This window comes from Streptomyces noursei ATCC 11455 (assembly GCF_001704275.1).
In the GTDB taxonomy this organism is placed as follows: Bacteria; Actinomycetota; Actinomycetes; order Streptomycetales; family Streptomycetaceae; genus Streptomyces; species Streptomyces noursei.
This window is the reverse complement of sequence record NZ_CP011533.1, coordinates 2,132,582-2,151,333: the sequence shown is the minus strand read 5'-3', so window position 1 is coordinate 2,151,333 and position 18,752 is coordinate 2,132,582. Positions and strand designations below refer to the sequence as shown.

The 18,752-nt window shown below is 71.7% G+C and carries 16 protein-coding genes; 12 read left to right on the top strand and 4 right to left on the bottom strand.

Annotated elements, in window-relative coordinates:
* The first annotated feature begins 10 nt into the window (after positions 1–10).
* The 6 genes from SNOUR_RS09125 to SNOUR_RS09100 all read left to right on the top strand — a co-directional run bounded on the left by SNOUR_RS09125 (position 11) and on the right by SNOUR_RS09100 (position 9,994).
* Positions 11–1,168 carry a Dyp-type peroxidase gene (locus SNOUR_RS09125; RefSeq protein ID WP_067345432.1) on the top strand — a complete coding sequence of 386 codons (1,158 nt, stop codon included), beginning with the start codon at positions 11–13 and terminating at the stop codon, positions 1,166–1,168.
* Positions 1,169–1,324: 156 nt separating this feature from the next.
* Positions 1,325–2,635, top strand: a complete 1,311-nt coding sequence (locus SNOUR_RS09120) for a lanthionine synthetase LanC family protein (protein ID WP_067345429.1) — start codon at positions 1,325–1,327, stop codon at positions 2,633–2,635.
* Positions 2,611–3,330, top strand: a complete 720-nt coding sequence (locus SNOUR_RS09115; RefSeq protein ID WP_174717858.1) for a M15 family metallopeptidase — start codon at positions 2,611–2,613, stop codon at positions 3,328–3,330. The genes SNOUR_RS09120 and SNOUR_RS09115 overlap by 25 nt, the downstream gene beginning before the upstream one ends.
* 106 nt (positions 3,331–3,436) lie before the next feature.
* Complete coding sequence (locus SNOUR_RS09110) at positions 3,437–3,901, top strand: hypothetical protein (protein WP_079142401.1); 465 nt, start codon at positions 3,437–3,439, stop codon at positions 3,899–3,901.
* Entirely contained in the window at positions 3,898–6,741 is a 2,844-nt protein-coding gene (locus SNOUR_RS09105; RefSeq protein WP_067345428.1) for a tetratricopeptide repeat protein, read from the top strand. Before SNOUR_RS09110 ends, SNOUR_RS09105 begins: the two co-directional genes overlap by 4 nt.
* A 37-nt stretch (positions 6,742–6,778) precedes the next feature.
* Positions 6,779–9,994 carry a DEAD/DEAH box helicase gene (locus tag SNOUR_RS09100; protein ID WP_312632143.1) on the top strand — a complete coding sequence of 1,072 codons (3,216 nt, stop codon included), beginning with the start codon at positions 6,779–6,781 and terminating at the stop codon, positions 9,992–9,994.
* On the opposite strand, the gene SNOUR_RS09095 is transcribed toward SNOUR_RS09100, so the two are convergent.
* Both SNOUR_RS09095 and SNOUR_RS09090 read right to left on the bottom strand, forming a co-directional pair.
* On the bottom strand, positions 9,988–10,680 hold the full coding sequence (locus SNOUR_RS09095) for a transglycosylase SLT domain-containing protein (protein ID WP_067345425.1): 693 nt from the start codon (positions 10,678–10,680) through the stop codon (positions 9,988–9,990). The genes SNOUR_RS09100 and SNOUR_RS09095 overlap by 7 nt on opposite strands.
* A 48-nt stretch (positions 10,681–10,728) precedes the next feature.
* The gene (locus SNOUR_RS09090) at positions 10,729–11,577 is read right to left on the bottom strand and encodes a peptidoglycan-binding protein (protein WP_067345422.1); all 849 of its coding nucleotides are present in this window, start codon (positions 11,575–11,577) and stop codon (positions 10,729–10,731) included.
* Positions 11,578–11,787: 210 nt separating this feature from the next.
* Here SNOUR_RS09090 and SNOUR_RS09085 point away from each other — a divergent pair, with 210 nt between their 5' ends.
* Positions 11,788–12,447: a DinB family protein gene (locus SNOUR_RS09085; protein WP_067345421.1), complete on the top strand. Its 660-nt coding sequence runs from the start codon at positions 11,788–11,790 to the stop codon at positions 12,445–12,447.
* Positions 12,448–12,473: 26 nt separating this feature from the next.
* Here SNOUR_RS09085 and SNOUR_RS09080 read toward each other — a convergent pair whose 3' ends face one another.
* On the bottom strand, positions 12,474–12,893 hold the full coding sequence (locus tag SNOUR_RS09080) for a winged helix-turn-helix transcriptional regulator (RefSeq protein WP_067345418.1): 420 nt from the start codon (positions 12,891–12,893) through the stop codon (positions 12,474–12,476).
* An 87-nt stretch (positions 12,894–12,980) separates the two neighbouring features.
* On the opposite strand from SNOUR_RS09080, the gene SNOUR_RS09075 reads away from it, so the two are divergent.
* The 5 genes from SNOUR_RS09075 to SNOUR_RS09055 all read left to right on the top strand — a co-directional run bounded on the left by SNOUR_RS09075 (position 12,981) and on the right by SNOUR_RS09055 (position 18,030).
* Positions 12,981–13,802 (top strand): NAD(P)H-binding protein, encoded by an 822-nt coding sequence (locus SNOUR_RS09075; protein WP_067345415.1) that lies wholly within the window; start codon positions 12,981–12,983, stop codon positions 13,800–13,802.
* A 97-nt stretch (positions 13,803–13,899) separates the two neighbouring features.
* On the top strand, positions 13,900–14,304 hold the full coding sequence (locus SNOUR_RS46105) for a hypothetical protein (protein WP_159425830.1): 405 nt from the start codon (positions 13,900–13,902) through the stop codon (positions 14,302–14,304).
* Positions 14,305–14,885: 581 nt separating this feature from the next.
* The gene (locus tag SNOUR_RS09065; protein ID WP_067345410.1) at positions 14,886–15,089 is read left to right on the top strand and encodes a cold-shock protein; all 204 of its coding nucleotides are present in this window, start codon (positions 14,886–14,888) and stop codon (positions 15,087–15,089) included.
* Between the two features lie 88 nt (positions 15,090–15,177).
* The gene (locus SNOUR_RS09060) at positions 15,178–16,920 is read left to right on the top strand and encodes a DEAD/DEAH box helicase (protein ID WP_067345407.1); all 1,743 of its coding nucleotides are present in this window, start codon (positions 15,178–15,180) and stop codon (positions 16,918–16,920) included.
* A gap of 390 nt (positions 16,921–17,310) precedes the next feature.
* Positions 17,311–18,030, top strand: a complete 720-nt coding sequence (locus tag SNOUR_RS09055; protein ID WP_067345404.1) for a hypothetical protein — start codon at positions 17,311–17,313, stop codon at positions 18,028–18,030.
* Between the two features lie 50 nt (positions 18,031–18,080).
* Here the strand turns inward: SNOUR_RS09055 and SNOUR_RS09050 are convergent, their stop codons facing one another.
* Positions 18,081–18,725 carry a LysE family translocator gene (locus SNOUR_RS09050; RefSeq protein ID WP_067345401.1) on the bottom strand — a complete coding sequence of 215 codons (645 nt, stop codon included), beginning with the start codon at positions 18,723–18,725 and terminating at the stop codon, positions 18,081–18,083.
* Positions 18,726–18,752 lie beyond the last annotated feature (27 nt).

Sequence of the window (18,752 nt, the reverse complement as noted above, 5' to 3'; positions counted from 1 at the left end):
TCTGCACACCATGCACCGTGCCGATCAGCACCCGTCGCGCCGCACGATCCTCGATGTCACCGGCGCCATGGTGGCCGGCGGAATGATCGCCGGGTGCACCTCGGACTCCGCCCGGCCGGGCCGGCACGCCCCTTCCGCGGCGGCCACACCCGCGCCGGTTCCGGCGACGGGTCGGCACCAGGCAGGCATCACGCTCCCGCAGCCGGCCCAGCCCAACCTGCTCGCCGTGGTCGCCGACCTCGCCACCCCCACAACCGCCGGCCCGCTCCTGGCTGAACTCGGCCAGGCCGTCCTCGCACTCATCTCCGGGACCGACCCGCGACTGCTGGGCCTGCCGCCGGGCGACCTCACCGTCACCGTCGGCGTGGGCCCCCGACTGGTGCGCACGGCCGGCGCCGCACTGCCCGGCGCGGCCGACCTCCCGCGGTTCTCCCGCGAACGGATCGCCCCACCGGCGCGCGGCGGGGACCTGCTGATGCAGATCTGCGCCGGCGACCCGCTGCTCCTGCCGGTCGCCGCCGCCGCGCTCCTGGACCAGGCCGGTGACCGCATCCACGAACGCTGGCGGCAGTCCGCACGTCGCGGTACGAACGTGCCGGTCGGCAACGGCCTCACCGCGCCACGCAACCCGCTCGGTTTCATCGACGGCATCGTGGGCCCGCACACGACCGCCGAACAACAACGCGACCTGTGGCTGGCCGGGCCCCCCGCGGTCGCCGGCGGCACCCTTGCCGTACTGCGGCGCATGGAACTCGACCTGCCGCGGTTCGCCGCCCTGTCCGTGGCCGAGCAGGAAGCGGTCTTCGGGCGGCGCCGCGCCACCGGCGTCCCCCTCTCCGGCGGCACCGTCGCCACGAACCCCGAACTCGGCGCCAAGACACCGGACGGACGCTATCTCGTCCCCGCGGACGCCCATGTGCGCAGGGCGAACCCCGCCGTGGTCGGCACCGGCCTCATGCTCCGCCGCTCCTACAGCACCGACGAGCCCGCCCCCGGCCTGCTCTTCATCAGCTTCCAGAACGACCTGCGGACCTTCACCGCCACCCTCACCCACATGGACGCCTCCGACGCACTGCTGCGATTCACCACCACGACCGCCAGCGCGACTTTCCTGATCCTCCCCGGCTTCGACCGACAACACCCGCTCGGTTACCGGCTGTTCGGCTGATCACGTGGAGCCCCGCCGCCTCGCCCGCTGCGGGACGCCGTCGCGTGACACACGATCGCCGGGGCCGCGGTCTCGGCGACGGCAGTTACGACGTGGTCGACGTCGTGCCTGCAACCGCCTGGGCGAGATGGGTGTGGCATGCCACAGTGAGGCGCTATGACGGCGGACACGACGATCGCGGAGGCGGGCGAGGCCGAAGTGCTGGCGGCAGACGCTCTGCGCTGGCTGCTCCGGAACGCACGGGAGACCGAGGGCAATGGCCTGGCCTGGGCTGCCACACCGTCCGATGGCGCAACCGACCCAACGTTCCACAGCGGTACGGCAGGTGTCATCACCGCCCTCCTGGAGGCTTGGTGGCACTTCGGCGACGACCGGTACGGCGATGCCGCCGTGCGCGCTGCTCGGAGCGTTTCCGCCGCCGTCGACGGTTGGGAAAACGACTCCCTGTACTTCGGCCTGATCGGCTTGGCTCTCGCTCTGCGGGCGGTCCACGACGAACTCGGCGCTCCGGATGCCGCGGCCGCCGCGGTTCGGGCCCTGGACCGGGTACGTGTACGTTTCGACGGCACGCGCTGGGGTGACTGGTTCGACCTGATGGGTGGCAACGCCGGCATCGGCCTCGGTGCGCTGGCCATGGGCGATGTGGATCTGGCCATACGTGCGGTGGAGCCTTACTCGCGCACTGCCGAGCGGACCCCGACAGGCGTTCACTGGGAGTCGGAACGAGGCCGGAGCGCGCGCTTCCACCACATCTCGCATGGCACGCTCGGCATTGTCCACGGGCTGGCCCGCGTCGGCCGGGCCACCGGCCGGGCGGATCTGGTCGAGTTGGCGCGAGCGGGTGCTGCGGACGTCGTGGCACGCAATGAGGCCGGCTCGACTGCCTTCCTCGTCCCGCACTCCGACCCGCAGGACCATCCCGATCTCACCGCACGCTACAGCTACGGGTGGTGCCACGGACCGTCCGGTGACGCGCAAGTATTCCGGCTTCTCCGCAACACCCTCGACGATCCCACGTGGCAGACCTTGGCCGACAACTGCTGGCATGCCGTGACCCGGTCCGGCCTGCCACGCCGCCTGCTCCCCGGATTCTGGGACAACAACGGACGGTGCTGCGGCACGGCCGGCGTCCTGGCGCTGGCCTGTGACCGTATCGCCGAGCAGGGCGACCGCCCCGACTTCGCACGACTCCTCGTCACGGACCTCCTCGCCCGCGCCACCCGCGACGCTGAGGGAGCGCGGTGGTCCAACATCGAACACCGAACCACCCCGAGCACCCTCGAACCGGAAAGCAGTTGGGCGTCGGGTAACGCCGGCATCATTCGTGAGCTCCTGCGCTATGCACGAATCCGGCGGGGAGCCGACTCGATGTACGCAGTCACCTGGCCGGACCAGCCACCGCCGGACCGCGCGACCGGTAGCTCGTACCTGAGCCGTCGAACATGGCGCTGGGCTCGCTCGGCATGATCCTGCTGAGCGATCCGCAAGTGATCGAGATTCCGGTGGCGGACTGCGGCGAACCCCTTGCGGAGATCGCCACAGTGCCGGCCATGACGCTGGACCCGCGAGAGCGAGACGAACTCGCGGCATATGGACGAGTCAGGGCCGGCGTGCTCCAACGCCTGGGCTCGGCCTCCGACACACTCCCCACCGGTATCGGGCTCCTGGTGATCGAGGGGCATCGCAGTCCGGCCGAGCAGGCCCGTCGGTTCGCACTGTACGAGGACCGCCTTCGCCGTTCGGGCATCAGCGACCCGGCGGAGCTTCGGCGCCGGGCAAGCGCTTTCGTCTCCCCGGTCGAGGTGGCCCCGCACTGCGCCGGCGCGGCGGTGGACCTGACGCTCGTCGACGCGGATGGCGCGGAACTGGACATGGGCGGCGCGGTGAACGGGCACCGCACGGGCGACGAGAGGTGGTGTCCCTTCGACGCTCCGGGTCTGTCGCCGACCGCGCGCGACAACCGTGACCTGCTGGCCCGGTGTCTGCGCGAGGAGGGCTTCGTCAACTACCCGAGCGAGTGGTGGCATTGGTCGTACGGGGACCGCTACTGGGCGCTCGTGACCGGTGCCCCCGCCGCCGTCTACGGGCCGATCTGCTCCGGCCAGGCCACGTCCCCCGGTGCAAGTGAACGGCAAGATCGACCCGTACGCCAAGGACCGTGAGAAGACCGGTTGTGCCGAGGCGCGCGGTGCAGTAGCGGTCGTCCCACCGGCATCGCCACGGCCGGTCACCAGTGCCGATGGATAATGTCCTTTCACGGAAGCGATCATGGGATCGCCGGGCGAGGGGGACATGATGCTGGAGGAACTGATTCTGGCCGGGGGGACCACCGTGGTCGGGGCCATGGCCACGGACTCCTGGGCGGTGGCGCGCGGGGGGATCGCGAGGCTGTTCCGACGCCGCGGGCAGGACCAGCAGTCGGCCATCGAGGCCCAACTGGACAACCACGTGGCCCTGATCGAGCGGGCCGGCGACACCGAGCGGGTGCGTCAGAGCCTGCTTCCCGTGTGGCTGTTGGAGCTGGAGTCGCTGCTGGACGAGTACCCGGACGCCGCCGGTGACCTTCAGGAGCTGATCGGCGAGATCCGGGACCGCCTGCCCGAGGACCAGCGCGCATGGGTGCAGAACAACGTCGCCAAGGACGGTGGTCAGGTCTTCGCGGTCCAGGGTGGCAACGTCATCGTGCACCAGACGGCACCCGGACCGAGGGGCGGCAGCGGAGAGGCGCGTTGAGCCGCCCGGGTTCGGGGGCCGAGCAGGTCGTCCGCGTCGAGAACGGTTTCGGGTACGGCGTCATCGGTGCCGATCTGCACGTCTTCCCCGACCGGGGACCGGTCTACCTGCTCTCCGAGTACGATCCGGCCGCCGGCCCCGCGGGCCGGGATGCCGGGTGGCTGACCGCCCAGCCCAGCCGCCTGCTCAACGCCCGTTTCCAGGTCGTGGACTTCACCGGCCGCGACCGGGAGCGGGCCGGACTGGCCGCATGGCGGGACGGCGCCGGTCCGCGCCTCGCGGCCACCTGGCTGCACGGCCCCGGCGGGCAGGGCAAGACGCGACTGGCGGCCCGGTTCGCCGCCGACAGTGCCGCGGCGGGCTGGAAGATCGTCACGGCCACCCATGGCTCCGGAACGGTCCGACCGAGCCCGGGAAGCCAGGACCTGCGCCTCGACGGTGCCGCCGGGCTGCTACTGGTCGTCGACTACGCCGACCGCTGGCCGCTCTCCCACCTGACCTGGCTGCTGAGCAACCAGCTGCTCCACCGTCCGCTGCCGACCCGGGTGTTGCTCCTGGGCCGGTCGGTCGCCCCCTGGCCCGCCGTACGGGCCGCCCTTGAGGAGGCGGAGGCCGCCACGGGCGACCTGGCGCTGCCCCCGCTCGACGACCGGGGCGGCGAACTCGACGTTCGGCGGGCCATGTTCACCGTCGCCCGGGACTGCTTCGCGGCCCGGTACGGACTCGCCGACCCGTCCGTCATCGAACCTCCCGGCTCTCTGCACCTGCCGGACTTCGGGCTCGTCCTGGCGCTGCACATGGCCGCGCTGGTGGCGGTCGACGCCCACACCCGGGGCAGCCGGCCCCCGCAGGACATGGCGGGCCTGTCCGCGTACCTGCTCGACCGCGAACGCCGGCACTGGACCCAGCTCTACGAGAACCGTCTGGAGGGCCTGGACTACACGACACCGCCCGGCGCCATGGGCCATGTGGTCTTCACCGCGGCCCTCACCGGAGCCACCACGTACGCGAACGGCACCGCACTGCTGAGCCGTCTCGGCCTGGAGCACCCCGGACGGCTGCTGGCCGACCACACCACGTGCTATCCGGCGGAGGAGTCCGGCGCCGTCCTGGAACCGCTCTATCCCGACCGGCTCGCCGAGGACTTCCTCGCCCTGAGCCTCCCCGGGCACGAGGCCACCGGCTATCCCGCCGCGCCCTGGGCGGCGGACACCACCCGCACGCTCGTCGCCCGCGACGGGCAGGGCGCGCCGCCCGGGCACACCGCCCGCGTGCTGACCTTCCTGGCCTCGGCGGCGGCGCCGCACCGCTGGCCGCACGCGGTCCGGCACCTCGAAGCCGTGCTGCGCGCCGACCCGGCCCTGGCCCTCGCCGCGGGCGCCGCCGCCCTGAGCGCGCTCGCCGCCTGCGACCTCGACACCGCCGTGTTGGAGGCGATCGACGCGCACATTCCCGGGCACGGCCAGGTGGACCTCGACGCCGGGATCGCGGCCTTCACCCAACGCCTCACCCGGCATCGGCTCGCCGCCACGGACGACCCGGCCCAACACGCCCGGCTGCACCAGAACCTCGGGTTCCGGATGACCCGGGCGGGACACCGGGAGGAGGCCATGGCGGCCACCGAACGGGCGGTCGACATCTTCCGGCGGCTCGCGACCGCCGACCCTGCCGGATTCGCTCCCGAACTCGCCGGTGCGCTGGCCCAGTTGAGCGAGTGCGCCTACAAGGCGGACCGTATGCGGACGAGCCGCCGGGCCGCCGAGGAGGCGGTCGGCATCTTCCGCGGACTGGCAGCCACCGACCGCACGTCCTACGAACCGGGACTCGCGCTCTCCCTTTCCCAGCTGGGACACGGCATGTCGGAGGAGCGCAGGCAGGAGGAAGCTCTGGCCGCCGCGCAGCGGGCCATGGGCATCTTCCAGCGGCTGGCCGCGACCGATCCGGCGCTCCACGAACCGGGTCTGGCCATGACACTGGCCCAAACCGCCGTCTACTCCTGGCGGTTGCGGCGCTGGGCGGATGCCCTCACCGCGGCGGAGCGCTCGGTCGAGATCATCCGACGGCTGGTGGCCGCCGGGCCCGTGGCACCCGTGACCGACCTCACCCGCGCCATGGTGGTGGAGGAGTCCGACCTTGCGACGGGCCTGGCCAACCTCGGGTTCTTCCGGTGGGGCGCGCGCCACCGCGACGAGGCACTGGCCGCCCTGCACGAGGCGGCCGCGATCGAGCGGCGGTTGGCGGACGTGAACCCGGTCGCCCATGAGCCTTCCCTGGCCGGGACCTTGACCACCCTCGGCACGTATCTCGCGCTGAGCGGGCACGCGGAGGAAGCCCTGAGCGTCGCCGGGGAGGCCGTGGAGATCTGTCGGCGGCTCGCGGCGGTGCGTGCCGCCGAGTTCGAGGGGCCGCTGCGGAAGGCGTGCGCGGCCTACGAGACCGCACGGGACCGACTGGCCGGCGGGGGACCCCGGTCCTGGACCATGGAGGAGCACTACGTGACCCTCCTCAACCAGGACGAGGTCTGGCAGGACGCCCAGGACCGCCGTCACCGCCTCGACGACATGGAGCCGCGGTACTGCGGCAACGTGCTGCGCTTCCTCCTCCGGCAGGCCGACGACATCTTCGCGACGCTGGTGGACGGGCTGGCCGCCTCCCCCGAAGCACTGGGCCGGTGGGAGGGCGAGGACGCCGGGGCGTGGCTCGCTCGGCAGCCGCTCGCGGTGGCGCTGCGCCGTCGCTCCGAGGGCAAGCCCGCCAGGTCCGGGCTCTGCTACTGCGGATACGCGATCCAGCCCGGATGGAATCATGACCATTGCCACCCGGGCATCATCGTCGACTGACACACGCGGCCGGCCGGGCCGGCAAGAGGGGAAACTCGTGGGGGATACGGCTGAGTTCGGCCAGACGGTCGTGGAAGTCGTGCAGGAACGCTGGGGCGTCGCACTGCAGGGCACCGGGCTCATCGACCGCTTCACCGAACCGGGGTGGAGCTACGAGGAGGAGGTGCCCCGCACCTGCCCGGAGTGCGACGGGCGTCTGTACGCGCTCCGCAGGCCGTACGAGTCGGGCGGGCGGGTCTACCGCTATGTGGCCGTCGTCTGCCCGGTCTGCCCCGCGGCGTACACGCTCGCCGACCTCGGCGTGAAGACCTACGACAAGCTGTGGCCGCGGCCCACGGCGAAGAAGACCGCGGCCCCGCGGCTCAAGGTGACCGGACCGACGCTCGTCGCCAGCGTCGAGGAGGCGCTCCTCGGGCCCTGTCCCGTGGAACCCGGTGTCACCATCACCCCCCTCACCCCCTTCAGGGTCATCGCCGCTTCCACCGGACCGGCCTGGCCCGCGGACCTCCCGGTGCCGAGGGAGAGCGAGCAGCGCCGCCTGTTGTGGTGCAAGGTGACCGACCCGGCCTGGCGACCGTCCGAGGCGGCGGTCTCGGCGGCCGACGACGTCCGCGTCATCCTCCCCGAGGGCCCCGCCTTCGACGACCTGCGCGCGCACCTGGCAGCCCACGGCATACCGTTCCGCGGCGCCCGGCACTGGGCGGAGGGCGAACAGGTCGGCACCGTGTCCGACCTCGGCGCCGCCACGGGGCTGGTGGCCCATCCGGTCCGCACGTTCCCCGCCAAGGGATCCCCGATGCCGCCCGCGCCCGTCGCGGGCCCCGGGGCCCACGCGGCCCGGGATGCGTTCGCGGCCCAGTGGGACGCCCTGGAGGACCTCCCGGCCGCCGACGACGTCCCGTACATACCGGTGACCGACCTCGTTCCCGAGGACTGGGCCGGCCTGCTGCCGTACCCCACCTTCAACCCGGCCCAGACCGACGCCGTTCCGGCGGTGATGGACAGCGACGACCACCTGATCGTCGTCGCCCCGACCGGGGCGGGCAAGACACCGATCGGCATGGTCGCCGCACTCCGGGCGCACGCCCGCGGCCGCAAGGCGGCCTGGCTCGTGCCCCAGCGGTCGCTGACCGACGAACTCGACCGCGAACTGGAGAACTGGCGACGGCACGGGCTGGAGGTCGTCCGGCTCACGGGCGAGTACGCCGTCGACACCCAGCTCATCCGCGAGGCCGACATCTGGGTCGCCACCACCGAGAAGTTCGAGGCGATCTGCCGGAACGGATCGCTCGGCGGTGCCCTCGCCGAGGTCGGCGCCCTGGTCGTCGACGAGATCCATCTGCTCGGCGACCCGGGGCGCGGCGCCGTGCTGGAAGCCGTCCTGACGCGGGTGCGCGAGGACAGCGCCCAGACCCGCATCGTCGGGCTCTCGGCGACCGTGGCCAACGCCGACCAGGTCGCCGCATGGCTGGGGGCCCGGCTGATCCGCACCTCGTGGCGGCCCACCCGGCTGACCTGGCAGATCCCCATGCTCCCCGCGCCGCGCGACGGCGAACGCTCCACGCAGGCCGTCGCCGCCCGCACGGACGCGGCCGTGCGGTTGGCCCGGTCCTTCACCGACGAGGACGGCAGCGTGCTCGTCTTCTGCAGCAGCAAGCGCGGGGTGCGTGCGACGGCACTCGCCCTCGCCGCGGACCGGGGCGTGCCGACGCGGGGCGTCGACACGGACGACACGGAACTCGTCGAGCGGCTGTGCAGCAGCGCCGGCGTGGGGCTGCACTACCGTGACTGGCCGTTCAAACGCGAGGCCGAACGCGCCTTCCGGGCCCGCGAGATCGACGTCCTGGTCGCGACCTCCACGGTGGCCGCCGGAGTGAACCTCCCGGCCCGCGCCGTCGTCGTGCGCGACGTCCGGCTGGGCCGCAACCGGATCGAAGTGTCCATGGTGCAGCAGATGTTCGGCCGCGCCGGGCGGGTCGGCGCCGGAGAACGGGAGGGCTGGGCCTTCCTGCTGGCGGACGAGACGGAACGCCCGGAGTGGCAGGCCCGGCTGACCGCCGGCTACACCGTGCGCTCCCGCATCGGTGACCGGCTGCCCAACCACCTTCTCGCCGAAGTGGTGCAGGGCCGTGTGGGCTCGATGAAGGAGGCCGAGGACTGGTGGACCGACACGTTCGCCTTCCACCAGGGGCACGACAGCGTCGAACCGCTCCATGACGCGGCGCTCCAGCTGGCGGAGGCGGGGTTCCTGCGCATCGCCCCCGGCCCGCAGGGCGCGGAATTCCTGGAGGCCACCGAACCGGGCATGCTGACCAGCCGCTTCATGGTCGACGCCGAACTCGCGCACGAGCTGTCCGAAGCCGTGCGCAGGGTGCGGGTGCCCGAGGACCCCGACCACGCCGAGGCCCTCCTGACCGAGCTGCTGAGCATCCAGCTCCCCGAACTGGCGGAAGCGGCCTTCAGCGACCGGGCGCGCGCCACGCTGCGGCGGGTGCTGCACCATCAGGGCCGCGCGGAGCGGCTGGAGCACGACCGGGGGCTGCCGGACAAGGACGAGGGCCTGTTGCCGGGCGAACTGGCCCACGCGGTACTGCTGTTGGTCGCCAGGAGCCCGCGGTTGTTCGTCGCCCGCGGCGGATACGTGCTCGGCATCCCGACCGACAGCCTGACCGGCATCCTGGACGAGGCCCAGCGCTATCTGGCCTGGCTGGGATCCCAGGGCGAGCTGGGCACCGTCCACCCCTGGGCGGCCGTCGTGGCCGCGGACCTCGCCGAGCGCATCCGCTGGCGCGCCCTCGGGCCAGGCCGCGGCGCCGGTCGGCTGCTGTGGATGTGCGGGCGGATGGCCACGCCGCAGCTCGCCCCTCGGCTCGTCCCGCGCATGTGGCGTGCGGCGCGGGACCGGAGCGTCGGCGCCCCGGACTGGACGGGCACCACCCCACCGCGCGACAGCGCGCTCTCACCGGAGCGCTACCAGGCACTGCTGAAACTGCGGGCCACCGGCGCCGCATTCACCACGCACCCCGGCTCCGTGCGCGTCGAGGCCCCGCACGGTGCGGTGATCTGCCTGTGGGACGGCGCGACGACCGTCCGGTACACGACGGACGGCCAGCCGGCCCACCTGGAGTATCCGACCCCGGCCCCCGACGACCCCTCGACGGGCCGACGGGGAGCAGCGGTCTTCACCCACGGTGACCGCTTCGCCGCCGGCTGGCTCGCGGCCTACAACGGGGTCGGTGTGGGGCCTCAATAGGGATGGGGCGGCAGGTCCGGATTCGCCTGCTGCACGCGTGAGATGTCGCCGTATCTGCGCCAGATGTAGTTGATCGCCGCCGAGATGTTCGCCACGGGATCGTAGATGTGCTCGGAGGTCCCTTCCTGGTGGTTCTCCGCGAAGGTCTCGGCGGTCACCTGCGCATACCCGCGAGAACAGTTGAACCGCGCGCCATCCACCTGGACCGGGCCCTTCGCATTGACGTCGACCGAGTTCACCGCGTTCGCATTGAAGGACGACTCCCGGAACATCAGGGTCAGAAGATTCGCGCGGTTCCTCACCCCGGTCACCCAGGTCGGCGGTGCACCGGTCATCTCGCAGGCCGTCACCGCGAATCCCCGTGCCGTGGCCTCGCTCTTGGGGACGTTGGAGTTCTTCACGAAGCGGACCACGTCCGTGGCGATCGCCCCCGGATGCCGGCAGGCCACCTCGAATCCCGCCTGGTGACCGAGCTTCGTCAGGGAGGCGCACCCGGGGAATCCGTCCGCTTGCTTGTCCGTGAAACCGAGTTTGCGCTGCCAGGCGGCGTACGCGGCCCTGGTCTGGTCGTCGAATTCTCCGGTGGCTCCCAGCGGAATGCTGAAGCCCGCCGCGATCAGGGCATCTTGAGTGGACCGCACATCATCGTTGTGCTTGCTGAACCGGACATTGGAGAGCGCAACCATCGTGCCTCCTCGACGGATTTCACCGACCTGTCGGCCGGCGGCGGAACGTCAGGCGAGGTGGGGCACCCGCAGGCGGTCCCAACTGGGCTTTCCGGGAGTGCCATCCGCATCCCGGCCCGAGAGTCCGAGTTTGCGCTGCCATGCGGCATAGGAATTCACATCGTCGATCTCCCATACGTCGATGGCATCGCCGGGCCGGTACCGGTCGCAGTCCTCGGCGACCAGACGACGGTGCATCGCGGCGATGACCGGTGACTTCTGACCGGTGTGGAAGAAGGCCGCGCCGGGGAACGGCTCGGCGGGCGCCATCCGCGCCGCGAAGACCGGCCAGGACCCGGGATCCACATGGTCGTTCTCGGGTACGTGGGCGTGCGCGTACCAGCCACCCTGGGACTTCCATACGCGCGCGGAGCGGTGGGAGGTGAAATCGGTGGGCTGACCCATGGGCCAGGTGTCCGGGACGCCCCAGGAACGCACCCAGTCATTGAGTTCCTGCCATCCACGGCACGGGGTGTCGGCCAGCGCGGCGAACACCTTGCCCTTGACCCGGCAGAACGGGAAGAACAGCGCCTCGATCTGAAGGACGACCTCGCCGGCGCGGTTGGTCCGCGTGCCGCCGGGAAGGTCGCGCAGCGCCTTGCTCCGGGACGTCGCGGGGAAGAACTGGGCGAAGGTGCCGGCGAACGGATCCCACAGAATGTGGGGGGCCTTCCCCTTCCCGTCGCGGGTGAAGAGTTTCTGGAGATCGGCGAAAGGCACCAGGTCCACCGGTGCCGCCGCGGTGGCCGTGCGGTCCGCCGTGATGTGCGCGATGGCCTTCGGCGGAAATGCCGGATCACACGGGGCGTGGTCGTCGAGATCCGCCTTGATGGCCTGCGGCATCCATATATCGGCCATGGTCCTACTCCTGCTGTCGTGCCCCAGGAGAGGAGAGAGGGCATTGCGAAGGCCCGACCGACCGATACCTCCACAGCCCCGTTCCTTGCGCCGCGAAGAGCGGTACGCGGAATTGTCGCTGGGGCGTGGGATGTGTGGGTGTTCACTTCAAGTCTCTGCCTGGAGACCCGCTTGGGCCACCGCTGGGACGGCCGCCAGTAGCCTGCCGGGATGACGCATTCCGCAGACCCGCAGACGCAGATCCTGGTGCGCGGCGAGCATGTGCGCGCCGCCGTCGCGCACTGTGTCGCCACCCTCTCCGGTGCCCCCGCCCCCCAATGGCACGCGGCCGCCGGCCAACTGGAGTGGACGTGCTGGGAGACCCTGGAACATCTCGCGGACGACCTGCTCACCTATGCGCTGCGCTTCGGTCTCGCGCACCCGAGCGGCGTGCCGCGCGTACCTCTGCGCACCTCCACCGATCGCCCCCAGGGGCCCGCCAACGTCATCTTCGGCGACGGGACGGCGGGGCCGGAGGGCCTGCTGACCGTCGTCGAGGCATGCGGGGGGCTGCTCGCGACCGTCGTGGACGGTACCGATCCCACCGTGCTGGCCCCGCACGTCTTCGGCGCCTCCGACCCGGAAGGGTTCGCTGCCATGGGCGTCGTCGAAACCCTCGTCCACACCCATGACATCGCTCGGGGGCTCCAGCGCGACGGGTCCCCGCCGGAGGACCTGAGCAGGCGCGCCCTCACCCGGCTCTTCCCCGACGTGCCCCTCGCGGACGGCGCCTCGGCCACGCTCCTGTGGGCCACCGGTCGCCTCGAAACCCCCGCCCGTCCTCGCCGGAAGGACTGGCGCTGGTACGGAGCACCGCGCAGGCATCGGTGACCGGCGTGCGGTGACCGCGGTTCCCGTCAGCGGATGTCGTGGTCGGGGTGCGTGAGGTCGTAGGCGTGCCGTGCTTCGGCGATGGCGGCGCGGTGCGCCAGCGACCAGTCGGCGAGTGCCTTGACCAGGTGGGTCAGGCCGGCTCCGGTCTCGGTGAGGCGGTAGTCGACCTGGGCCGGGACGGTCGGGTACACGGTGCGCAGCACGAGGCCGTCGCGTTCGAGTCTGCGGACGGTGAGGGTGAGCATGCGCTGGGAGATGCCGTCGATGGCGCGTTGGAGTGCGCGGAACCGACGCGGCCCGCCCGCGAGCTCGACGATCACCAGCACCGACCATTTGTCGCCGATGCGGTCCAGGACGTCGCGGATCCCGCAGTCGGGGTGGTCCTCGCGTCCGCAGGGGTCGAGGTCGGCGGGGGCGGTTACCCCGGTGTGCGTGGGTGACATCAAACTGCCTCCTTGTGGCCGGTGGGTGTCCGATCGAGGATCAAGCGTAGTTACCGATGAGAACCACGACGGAAGACTGCGATTGACATGATGTTGGTGACAGGAGCGAACGGGAGCCTCGGCTCGGCCACCCTGGCGGCGCTGCGTGCCCGCGGCGTCGCCGCGACGGGCGGCAGCCGCACGCCGGACGAGGGGATGCGGCGCCTGGACTTCGACGACCACACGAGCCTCGATCTCGCCGGGGTGTCGACCCTGGTGCTGATCTCCGCCGGATACGCCGAGGACGACCGGGTCGTGGGACGGCACGCGGCGGTGCTGGACGCCGCCGTCCGCGACGGCGTCGGCCACGTCGTCTACACCAGCTTGACCACGGCCGGCGACCACCTCGGTTTCGCGCCGGCGCACCGGGTCACCGAACGCCTCGTCCGGGCGAGCGGACTGCCGTGGACGATCCTCCGCAACGGCCTGTATGCCGAACTCTTCGGCGGCTTGCTGATGTGGGCCGACGACGGTGTGGAGTCCGCCTTCGGGGACGGCGCGCTGGCGGCGGTCGCGCGGGAGGACCTCGCCGAGGCCGCGGCGATCGTCGCGGCCGATCCCGCCGGACACCGCGGCCGCGTCCACGACCTCGTCGGCACACCGATCACGGCGGGTCAGGTGGCCGACCGGCTGGGGGTCCCGCACCGCACCATCGGCCTGGGCGAGTACCGGCGCAGACTCCTCGAGGAGACGCCGGGGCTCCTGCCGTTCCAACCGCCCATGCTCGCCTCGATCGCCACCGGCATCCGGCACGGCTTCCTGGACGGCACCACTCCCGACCTCACCGACCTTCTCGGTCGCCCGGCCCGCGACCCTCTGACCACGGCCGTTGCGGCCGCCTCCAGCACCCGGCCGGAAGCAAGGCGCTGACAGCGGACGAGTCCCGCCCGCGGCCGGGGTTCAGGGCGTCGTCGTGGCCGTCCGCCACCGCGCCTCATCGGTGCTGTGTCTGCGCTCCGTCACTGCGATGGCCCGCACCGACCGGCAGAACCGTCCGACCGCGGTGAGGATGAGCGGGACAAGAGGGGGAAAGCGAAAGGATCTGATCATGTTCCGCTCGATCACCACGGCTCTTGCCGCTACCGCCGTCACCGGTTTCCTGAGCGCCGGTATAGCCAGCGCCGCACCCGACCATTCCCAGGCCCCCGCGGCCGTCACCCAGCAGGCGCAGCGCGGCGACCACGGCGGTGACCACGGTGGCGGCCACGGCGGCCACGGCGGTTGCCACAGCCGCGACGGCGGCGTCGGTGTCGGCGGCGTCGGCAGCCCGGACGTCGGTGTCGGCGTCGGTGGCGTCGATGCCTGCGCCGATGTCGGTGTCGGCGGCCTCGGCCGCAACGGCAACGAAGGCGTCGGCGTCGGCGGCCTGTGACGCTCTCGCTGCTGCTCCCTCCCGGCACCCGTCTCGTACGGGGGCCGGGATGCGGCGGTCGACGGCAGACGCACGGCAACTGCCCTGCCGGCACGCCGAGGCGGTGCACAGCAGTCAATGCCTTCATGGATCACCCCTCGGGTGACTCCGCACGGTGCGGAGTCACTCACTCCACGTCGCTGCCCGAGCGGAGAAGTTCGACGGGCAGACCCGCGAGTCCTGAGACTCAACCGTGATCCATGAAGCGTCCGCATGTCGTTTCACCAGCAGTTTTGTCGCACCCGTGCGCGAAATTTCGACTGTGTGGGCGGGGTCGGCGGCTCGGGGGAGGTGGTGTTGCGTCGGACTGCGTGAAGGCGGAGGGCGGGCGCACGTCGCGATCATCGAAAGGCCCCGAGGGCCCCGTTCCGGTGTGCGCCTTGGTGGTCCGGACGCGGGCCGCCGAGCTGTGCTAAGGTCTTCGAGTTGCAGTTGTGGTACCCATGAACCTATGTGCGCCTGACGGGAATGCTTCTCCTTCAGGCGCATGATTGTTTTCCGGCATCTCCGGATGGGGCCTCTGCCTACAGAAGGAGAAGGTCATGGCACAGGGAATCGTGAAGTGGTTCAACGCCGAAAAGGGTTTCGGCTTCATCGCGCAGGACGGCGGCGGCCCCGACGTCTTCGCGCACTACTCGAACATTCAGGCCCAGGGCTTCCGTGAGCTCCAGGAAGGCCAGCGGGTCTCCTTCGACGTCACGCAGGGCCAGAAGGGCCCGCAGGCGGAGAACATCATCCCCGCCTGATTGCCAGGACGCGTATCCGCTCACCGGGGTCCGCACCGTCATGGTGCGGACCTCGGTTTGTGCTGTTTCCAGGAAGGCAGATCACTGCATGTCCCGCAGGCCCCAGAAGTCGAACCGGCGTGCCTCTTCGTCCCCACAGTCCGCGTCGTCACCGCGTGATTTCCGGCTGCCGGAAAGCACCACACCCGCTTTGCCCGCCGTCGAGGACTTCGCCGGTCTGGACATGCCTGCGGGGCTGCTGAAGACCCTCGCCGCGCAAGGCGTGACGACCCCGTTCCCCATCCAGGCCGCCACCCTGCCCAACTCGCTCGCCGGCCGCGACCTGTTGGGACGGGGACGCACCGGCTCCGGCAAGACCCTCGCGTTCGGGCTGGCGCTGCTGGGCCGCACGGCCGGACTGCGTGCGGAGCCCAAGGCACCCCTCGCCCTCGTGCTGGTGCCCACCCGTGAACTCGCCCAGCAGGTGACGGACGCGCTGACCCCCTACGCGACGGCCGTGAACCTCCGGCTGGCCACCGTGGTCGGCGGGCTGTCCGTCACCAAGCAGGCAGGGGTGCTGCGGCGCGGCGCCGAAGTGCTCGTGGCGACGCCCGGCAGGCTCAACGACCTCGTGGAACGCGGGGACTGCGAGCTCGGCGACGTACGCATCACGGTGCTGGACGAAGCCGACCAGATGACCGACATGGGCTTCCTGCCGCAGATCACCAAGCTGATCCAGCAGGTTCGGCCCGACGGACAGCGCATGCTCTTCTCGGCCACCCTGGACCGCAACATCGACCGCCTGGTGCAGCGGTTCCTGACCGACCCCGTGGTGCACTCCGTGGACCCGTCCGCGGGGGCGGTGACCACCATGGAGCACCATGTGCTCCACGTCCAGGACGAGACCGACAAGAAGGCCGTCACCACGCGCATCGCGGCCCGTGACGGCCGGGTCATCCTCTTCCTCGACACCAAGCGGTCCGCCGACCGGCTTGCCAAGCGGCTCCTGGCCGTCGGTGTCCGCGCTGCCGCACTGCACGGAGGCCGCTCCCAGCCGCAGCGGAACCGCACCCTGGAGCAGTTCAAGAACGGCCAGGTCACCGCGCTGGTGGCGACGAACGTCGCGGCCCGTGGCATACACGTCGACGACCTCGACCTGGTCGTGAACGTCGACCCCCCGACCGACCACAAGGACTACCTGCACCGGGGCGGTCGCACGGCCCGCGCCGGCGGTTCCGGCAGCGTGGTCACGCTGGTCCTGCCCGAGCAGAAGCGGGACATGACCCGGCTCATGTCGGACGCGGGTATCCGGCCCAGGACGGCCCGCATCAAGTCGGGCGACGCGGAACTGGCCACCATCACCGGCGCCCGCGAGCCTTCCGGCGTGGCCGTCACCATCGAGGTGCCCCAGCCGGCGACGCCGACGGCGTCCGATCCGGACCGGAAGACCGGTGCCAGGTCCGGTCGGCGATCCGGCCGCCGGCGCCGCAGCGGCGGCGAGGCCAAGGCGGCGACAGGTGCGGCGACAGGCACTGCCACCAAGGCGGAGAGCCGGGGATCGGACCGCCGGGCAGCGGCCGGGGCGACGGCGTCCGGCGGCTCCTCCGCGACCGGTGGGCGCGGTTCTGCCCGCCGGTCGGGATCCGGGCGGGCCACGGGCGGTGCTGTCGGCGCGGGCGGCCGGAGCTCCGACCGCCGGTCCGCACCCGGTGCGACGACCGGCGCGGCCTCCGGCAAGGCCACCCGCGGAACCGGCCGACGGGCGGGGTCCGGTGGAGCCAAGGGCGGTGCTGCCGGGACCGGTGGCCGCAGCTCCGACCGTCGAGGCGGTCGTCGTACCTCTGCCACCTGAGTCGCATCAGGCAGCGGCGTCGGCCCTGGCGGCGACTTCTCGTCGGCGTCCGTCCTGGGCGTGATCCTGCCGGCAGGTGAGGTGGCGGCGGATGGTGCGGAGAGTGGTTGTCGCAGACGATCGTGATCCTCACCTCCGTCGGGCCGAACTCGTCCCGGCGGCCCGGACCGGTCTCGGGCCGTGGTCCGAGACGACCGGTCTCGGGCCGCGGTCTGCGGTCGCCGCGGGGTGGTTCTCGGGGTTCTGCCAGGCGTCGTTCCAGGCGTTCTTCGGCTGCTCACACCGGTGTTAGCCAGGCGTTAGCGGAGTGGCAGTCCTGCGCTAGCGGTTTCGACCAGGGTGGTTGGCGTACCGAGGAGATACGACACCGACTGTCCTGGGGGACTTGAAATGAGCTCCAGCACCACCGTCCGCACCGCGCGTCGTCGCACTCTGCGCGTTGCCGCCGCGGCCTTGACCGCAGCCGCCGCCCTCACCCTGACCGCCTGCTCCGGCTCGGACGCCGGTGGTACGAAGTCCGCGGGGCATGCGGGCACGGGTGCGGTCGCGGCCAGCGGCGCGGGTGCTACCGCCGGCGCGCAGGGCTCCGACGCCAAGGCCGAGGCCAAGAGCTCTGCCGATGCTGGCGCCAAGGCGGGAGTTGCGGTCAAGCAGTCGGGCGGTTCGCACGCCGGTACGGCGAAGGCGTCGTCCCCGGTGCGTACCGAGCGCCTGGTGGACGGTAGCAAGGCCGAGATCTACGACCTCGGTTCCCAGCACTACCGCGCCAAGATCATCAGTCGTGGTTCGGTGGTGGCCACGCTGGAGACGACGGATCAGGAGGTCGACGCCGGGCTCGACGCCAATGACATGTTCGTCGTGCTCACGATGGGTGGCGAGGTTCATTCCTGGATGGGCGGTGGCCACCGGGGACCGGGCACCTTCAAGCTCGCGGGCGGGTGGACGGCCAAGGTGACCAAGGTCGGCGAGTTGCGGTACCGCGCGCAGATCATCGGCCATGAGGGCTCGGTGGACGCCACGTTGGAGACGAAGCAGCACGACGTCGGGCTCGACGCCAACGGCGTGTACATCGTGCTCAGCGCCGGCGGCGTGATCAGCGCCCATGGGTAAACGCCCGCCAGGCTGTGGGGTGGAGTCGGCTCCGGTGGCTCCACCGCCGCCTAGTCGGCGCGGCCCGTCGCCGCCACCGTCACGCCCAGGCCGATCATCGCCAGGCCGCCCGCCCCGCCGACCTTCGACAGACGGCGGTCCGAGCGGGCGAACCAGGAGCGGGCCGCCGAGGCGCCCAACCCCCACAGGGTGTCCGTGATCAGGCCGATGGCGACCGGGATCAGCCCCAACTCCATCATCTGGAGCGGGACTTGGCCGGCCGAGTGGTTCACGAACTGCGGGAGCACCGCCGCGAAGAAGACGATGCCCTTGGGGTTGGTGGCGCCCACGAGAGCACCGTCCAGTACCGTGCGCAGATCGCCGCGCCGCTCGCCCGTCGGCGCCGCCATGTCCGCCGCGCGCATGTCCTTGCGGTGTCGGAACGCCTGCACGCCCAGGTAGACGAGGTACGCGGCACCGGCCAGTTTCACGCCCGTGAAGACGGCAGCCGAGGTCTCCACCAGTGCGCCGAGGCCCCATGCCACGGCGATGACCAGGACGTAGGAGCCGAGGAGGTTGCCGAGGACCGTCGCGAGCGCCGTGCGCCGGCCGTGTGCGAGGGCCCGGCCGATCACGAACAGCACGCTCGGCCCCGGAATCACGATCACCAGCAGCGACATCGCCGCGAATGCCAGCAGGCTCTCTGTGGACACCATGTCTGCGTCACCCCTCCGTATTGCCGT

What these genes read in the sequence shown, in the direction of transcription:
- SNOUR_RS09050 (WP_067345401.1), bottom strand. Translation starts at nt 18,725, where the DNA reads ATGGTGTCCACAGAGAGCCTGCTGGCATTCGCGGCGATGTCGCTGCTG.
- SNOUR_RS09125 (WP_067345432.1), top strand. Translation starts at nt 11, where the DNA reads ATGCACCGTGCCGATCAGCACCCGTCGCGCCGCACGATCCTCGATGTC.
- SNOUR_RS46105 (WP_159425830.1), top strand. Translation starts at nt 13,900, where the DNA reads ATGGCCCGCACCGACCGGCAGAACCGTCCGACCGCGGTGAGGATGAGC.
- SNOUR_RS09055 (WP_067345404.1), top strand. Translation starts at nt 17,311, where the DNA reads ATGAGCTCCAGCACCACCGTCCGCACCGCGCGTCGTCGCACTCTGCGC.
- SNOUR_RS09090 (WP_067345422.1), bottom strand. Translation starts at nt 11,577, where the DNA reads ATGGCCGATATATGGATGCCGCAGGCCATCAAGGCGGATCTCGACGAC.
- SNOUR_RS09115 (WP_174717858.1), top strand. Translation starts at nt 2,611, where the DNA reads ATGGCGCTGGGCTCGCTCGGCATGATCCTGCTGAGCGATCCGCAAGTG.
- SNOUR_RS09075 (WP_067345415.1), top strand. Translation starts at nt 12,981, where the DNA reads ATGATGTTGGTGACAGGAGCGAACGGGAGCCTCGGCTCGGCCACCCTG.
- SNOUR_RS09120 (WP_067345429.1), top strand. Translation starts at nt 1,325, where the DNA reads ATGACGGCGGACACGACGATCGCGGAGGCGGGCGAGGCCGAAGTGCTG.
- SNOUR_RS09110 (WP_079142401.1), top strand. Translation starts at nt 3,437, where the DNA reads ATGGGATCGCCGGGCGAGGGGGACATGATGCTGGAGGAACTGATTCTG.
- SNOUR_RS09065 (WP_067345410.1), top strand. Translation starts at nt 14,886, where the DNA reads ATGGCACAGGGAATCGTGAAGTGGTTCAACGCCGAAAAGGGTTTCGGC.
- SNOUR_RS09085 (WP_067345421.1), top strand. Translation starts at nt 11,788, where the DNA reads ATGACGCATTCCGCAGACCCGCAGACGCAGATCCTGGTGCGCGGCGAG.
- SNOUR_RS09080 (WP_067345418.1), bottom strand. Translation starts at nt 12,893, where the DNA reads ATGTCACCCACGCACACCGGGGTAACCGCCCCCGCCGACCTCGACCCC.
- SNOUR_RS09095 (WP_067345425.1), bottom strand. Translation starts at nt 10,680, where the DNA reads ATGGTTGCGCTCTCCAATGTCCGGTTCAGCAAGCACAACGATGATGTG.
- SNOUR_RS09060 (WP_067345407.1), top strand. Translation starts at nt 15,178, where the DNA reads ATGTCCCGCAGGCCCCAGAAGTCGAACCGGCGTGCCTCTTCGTCCCCA.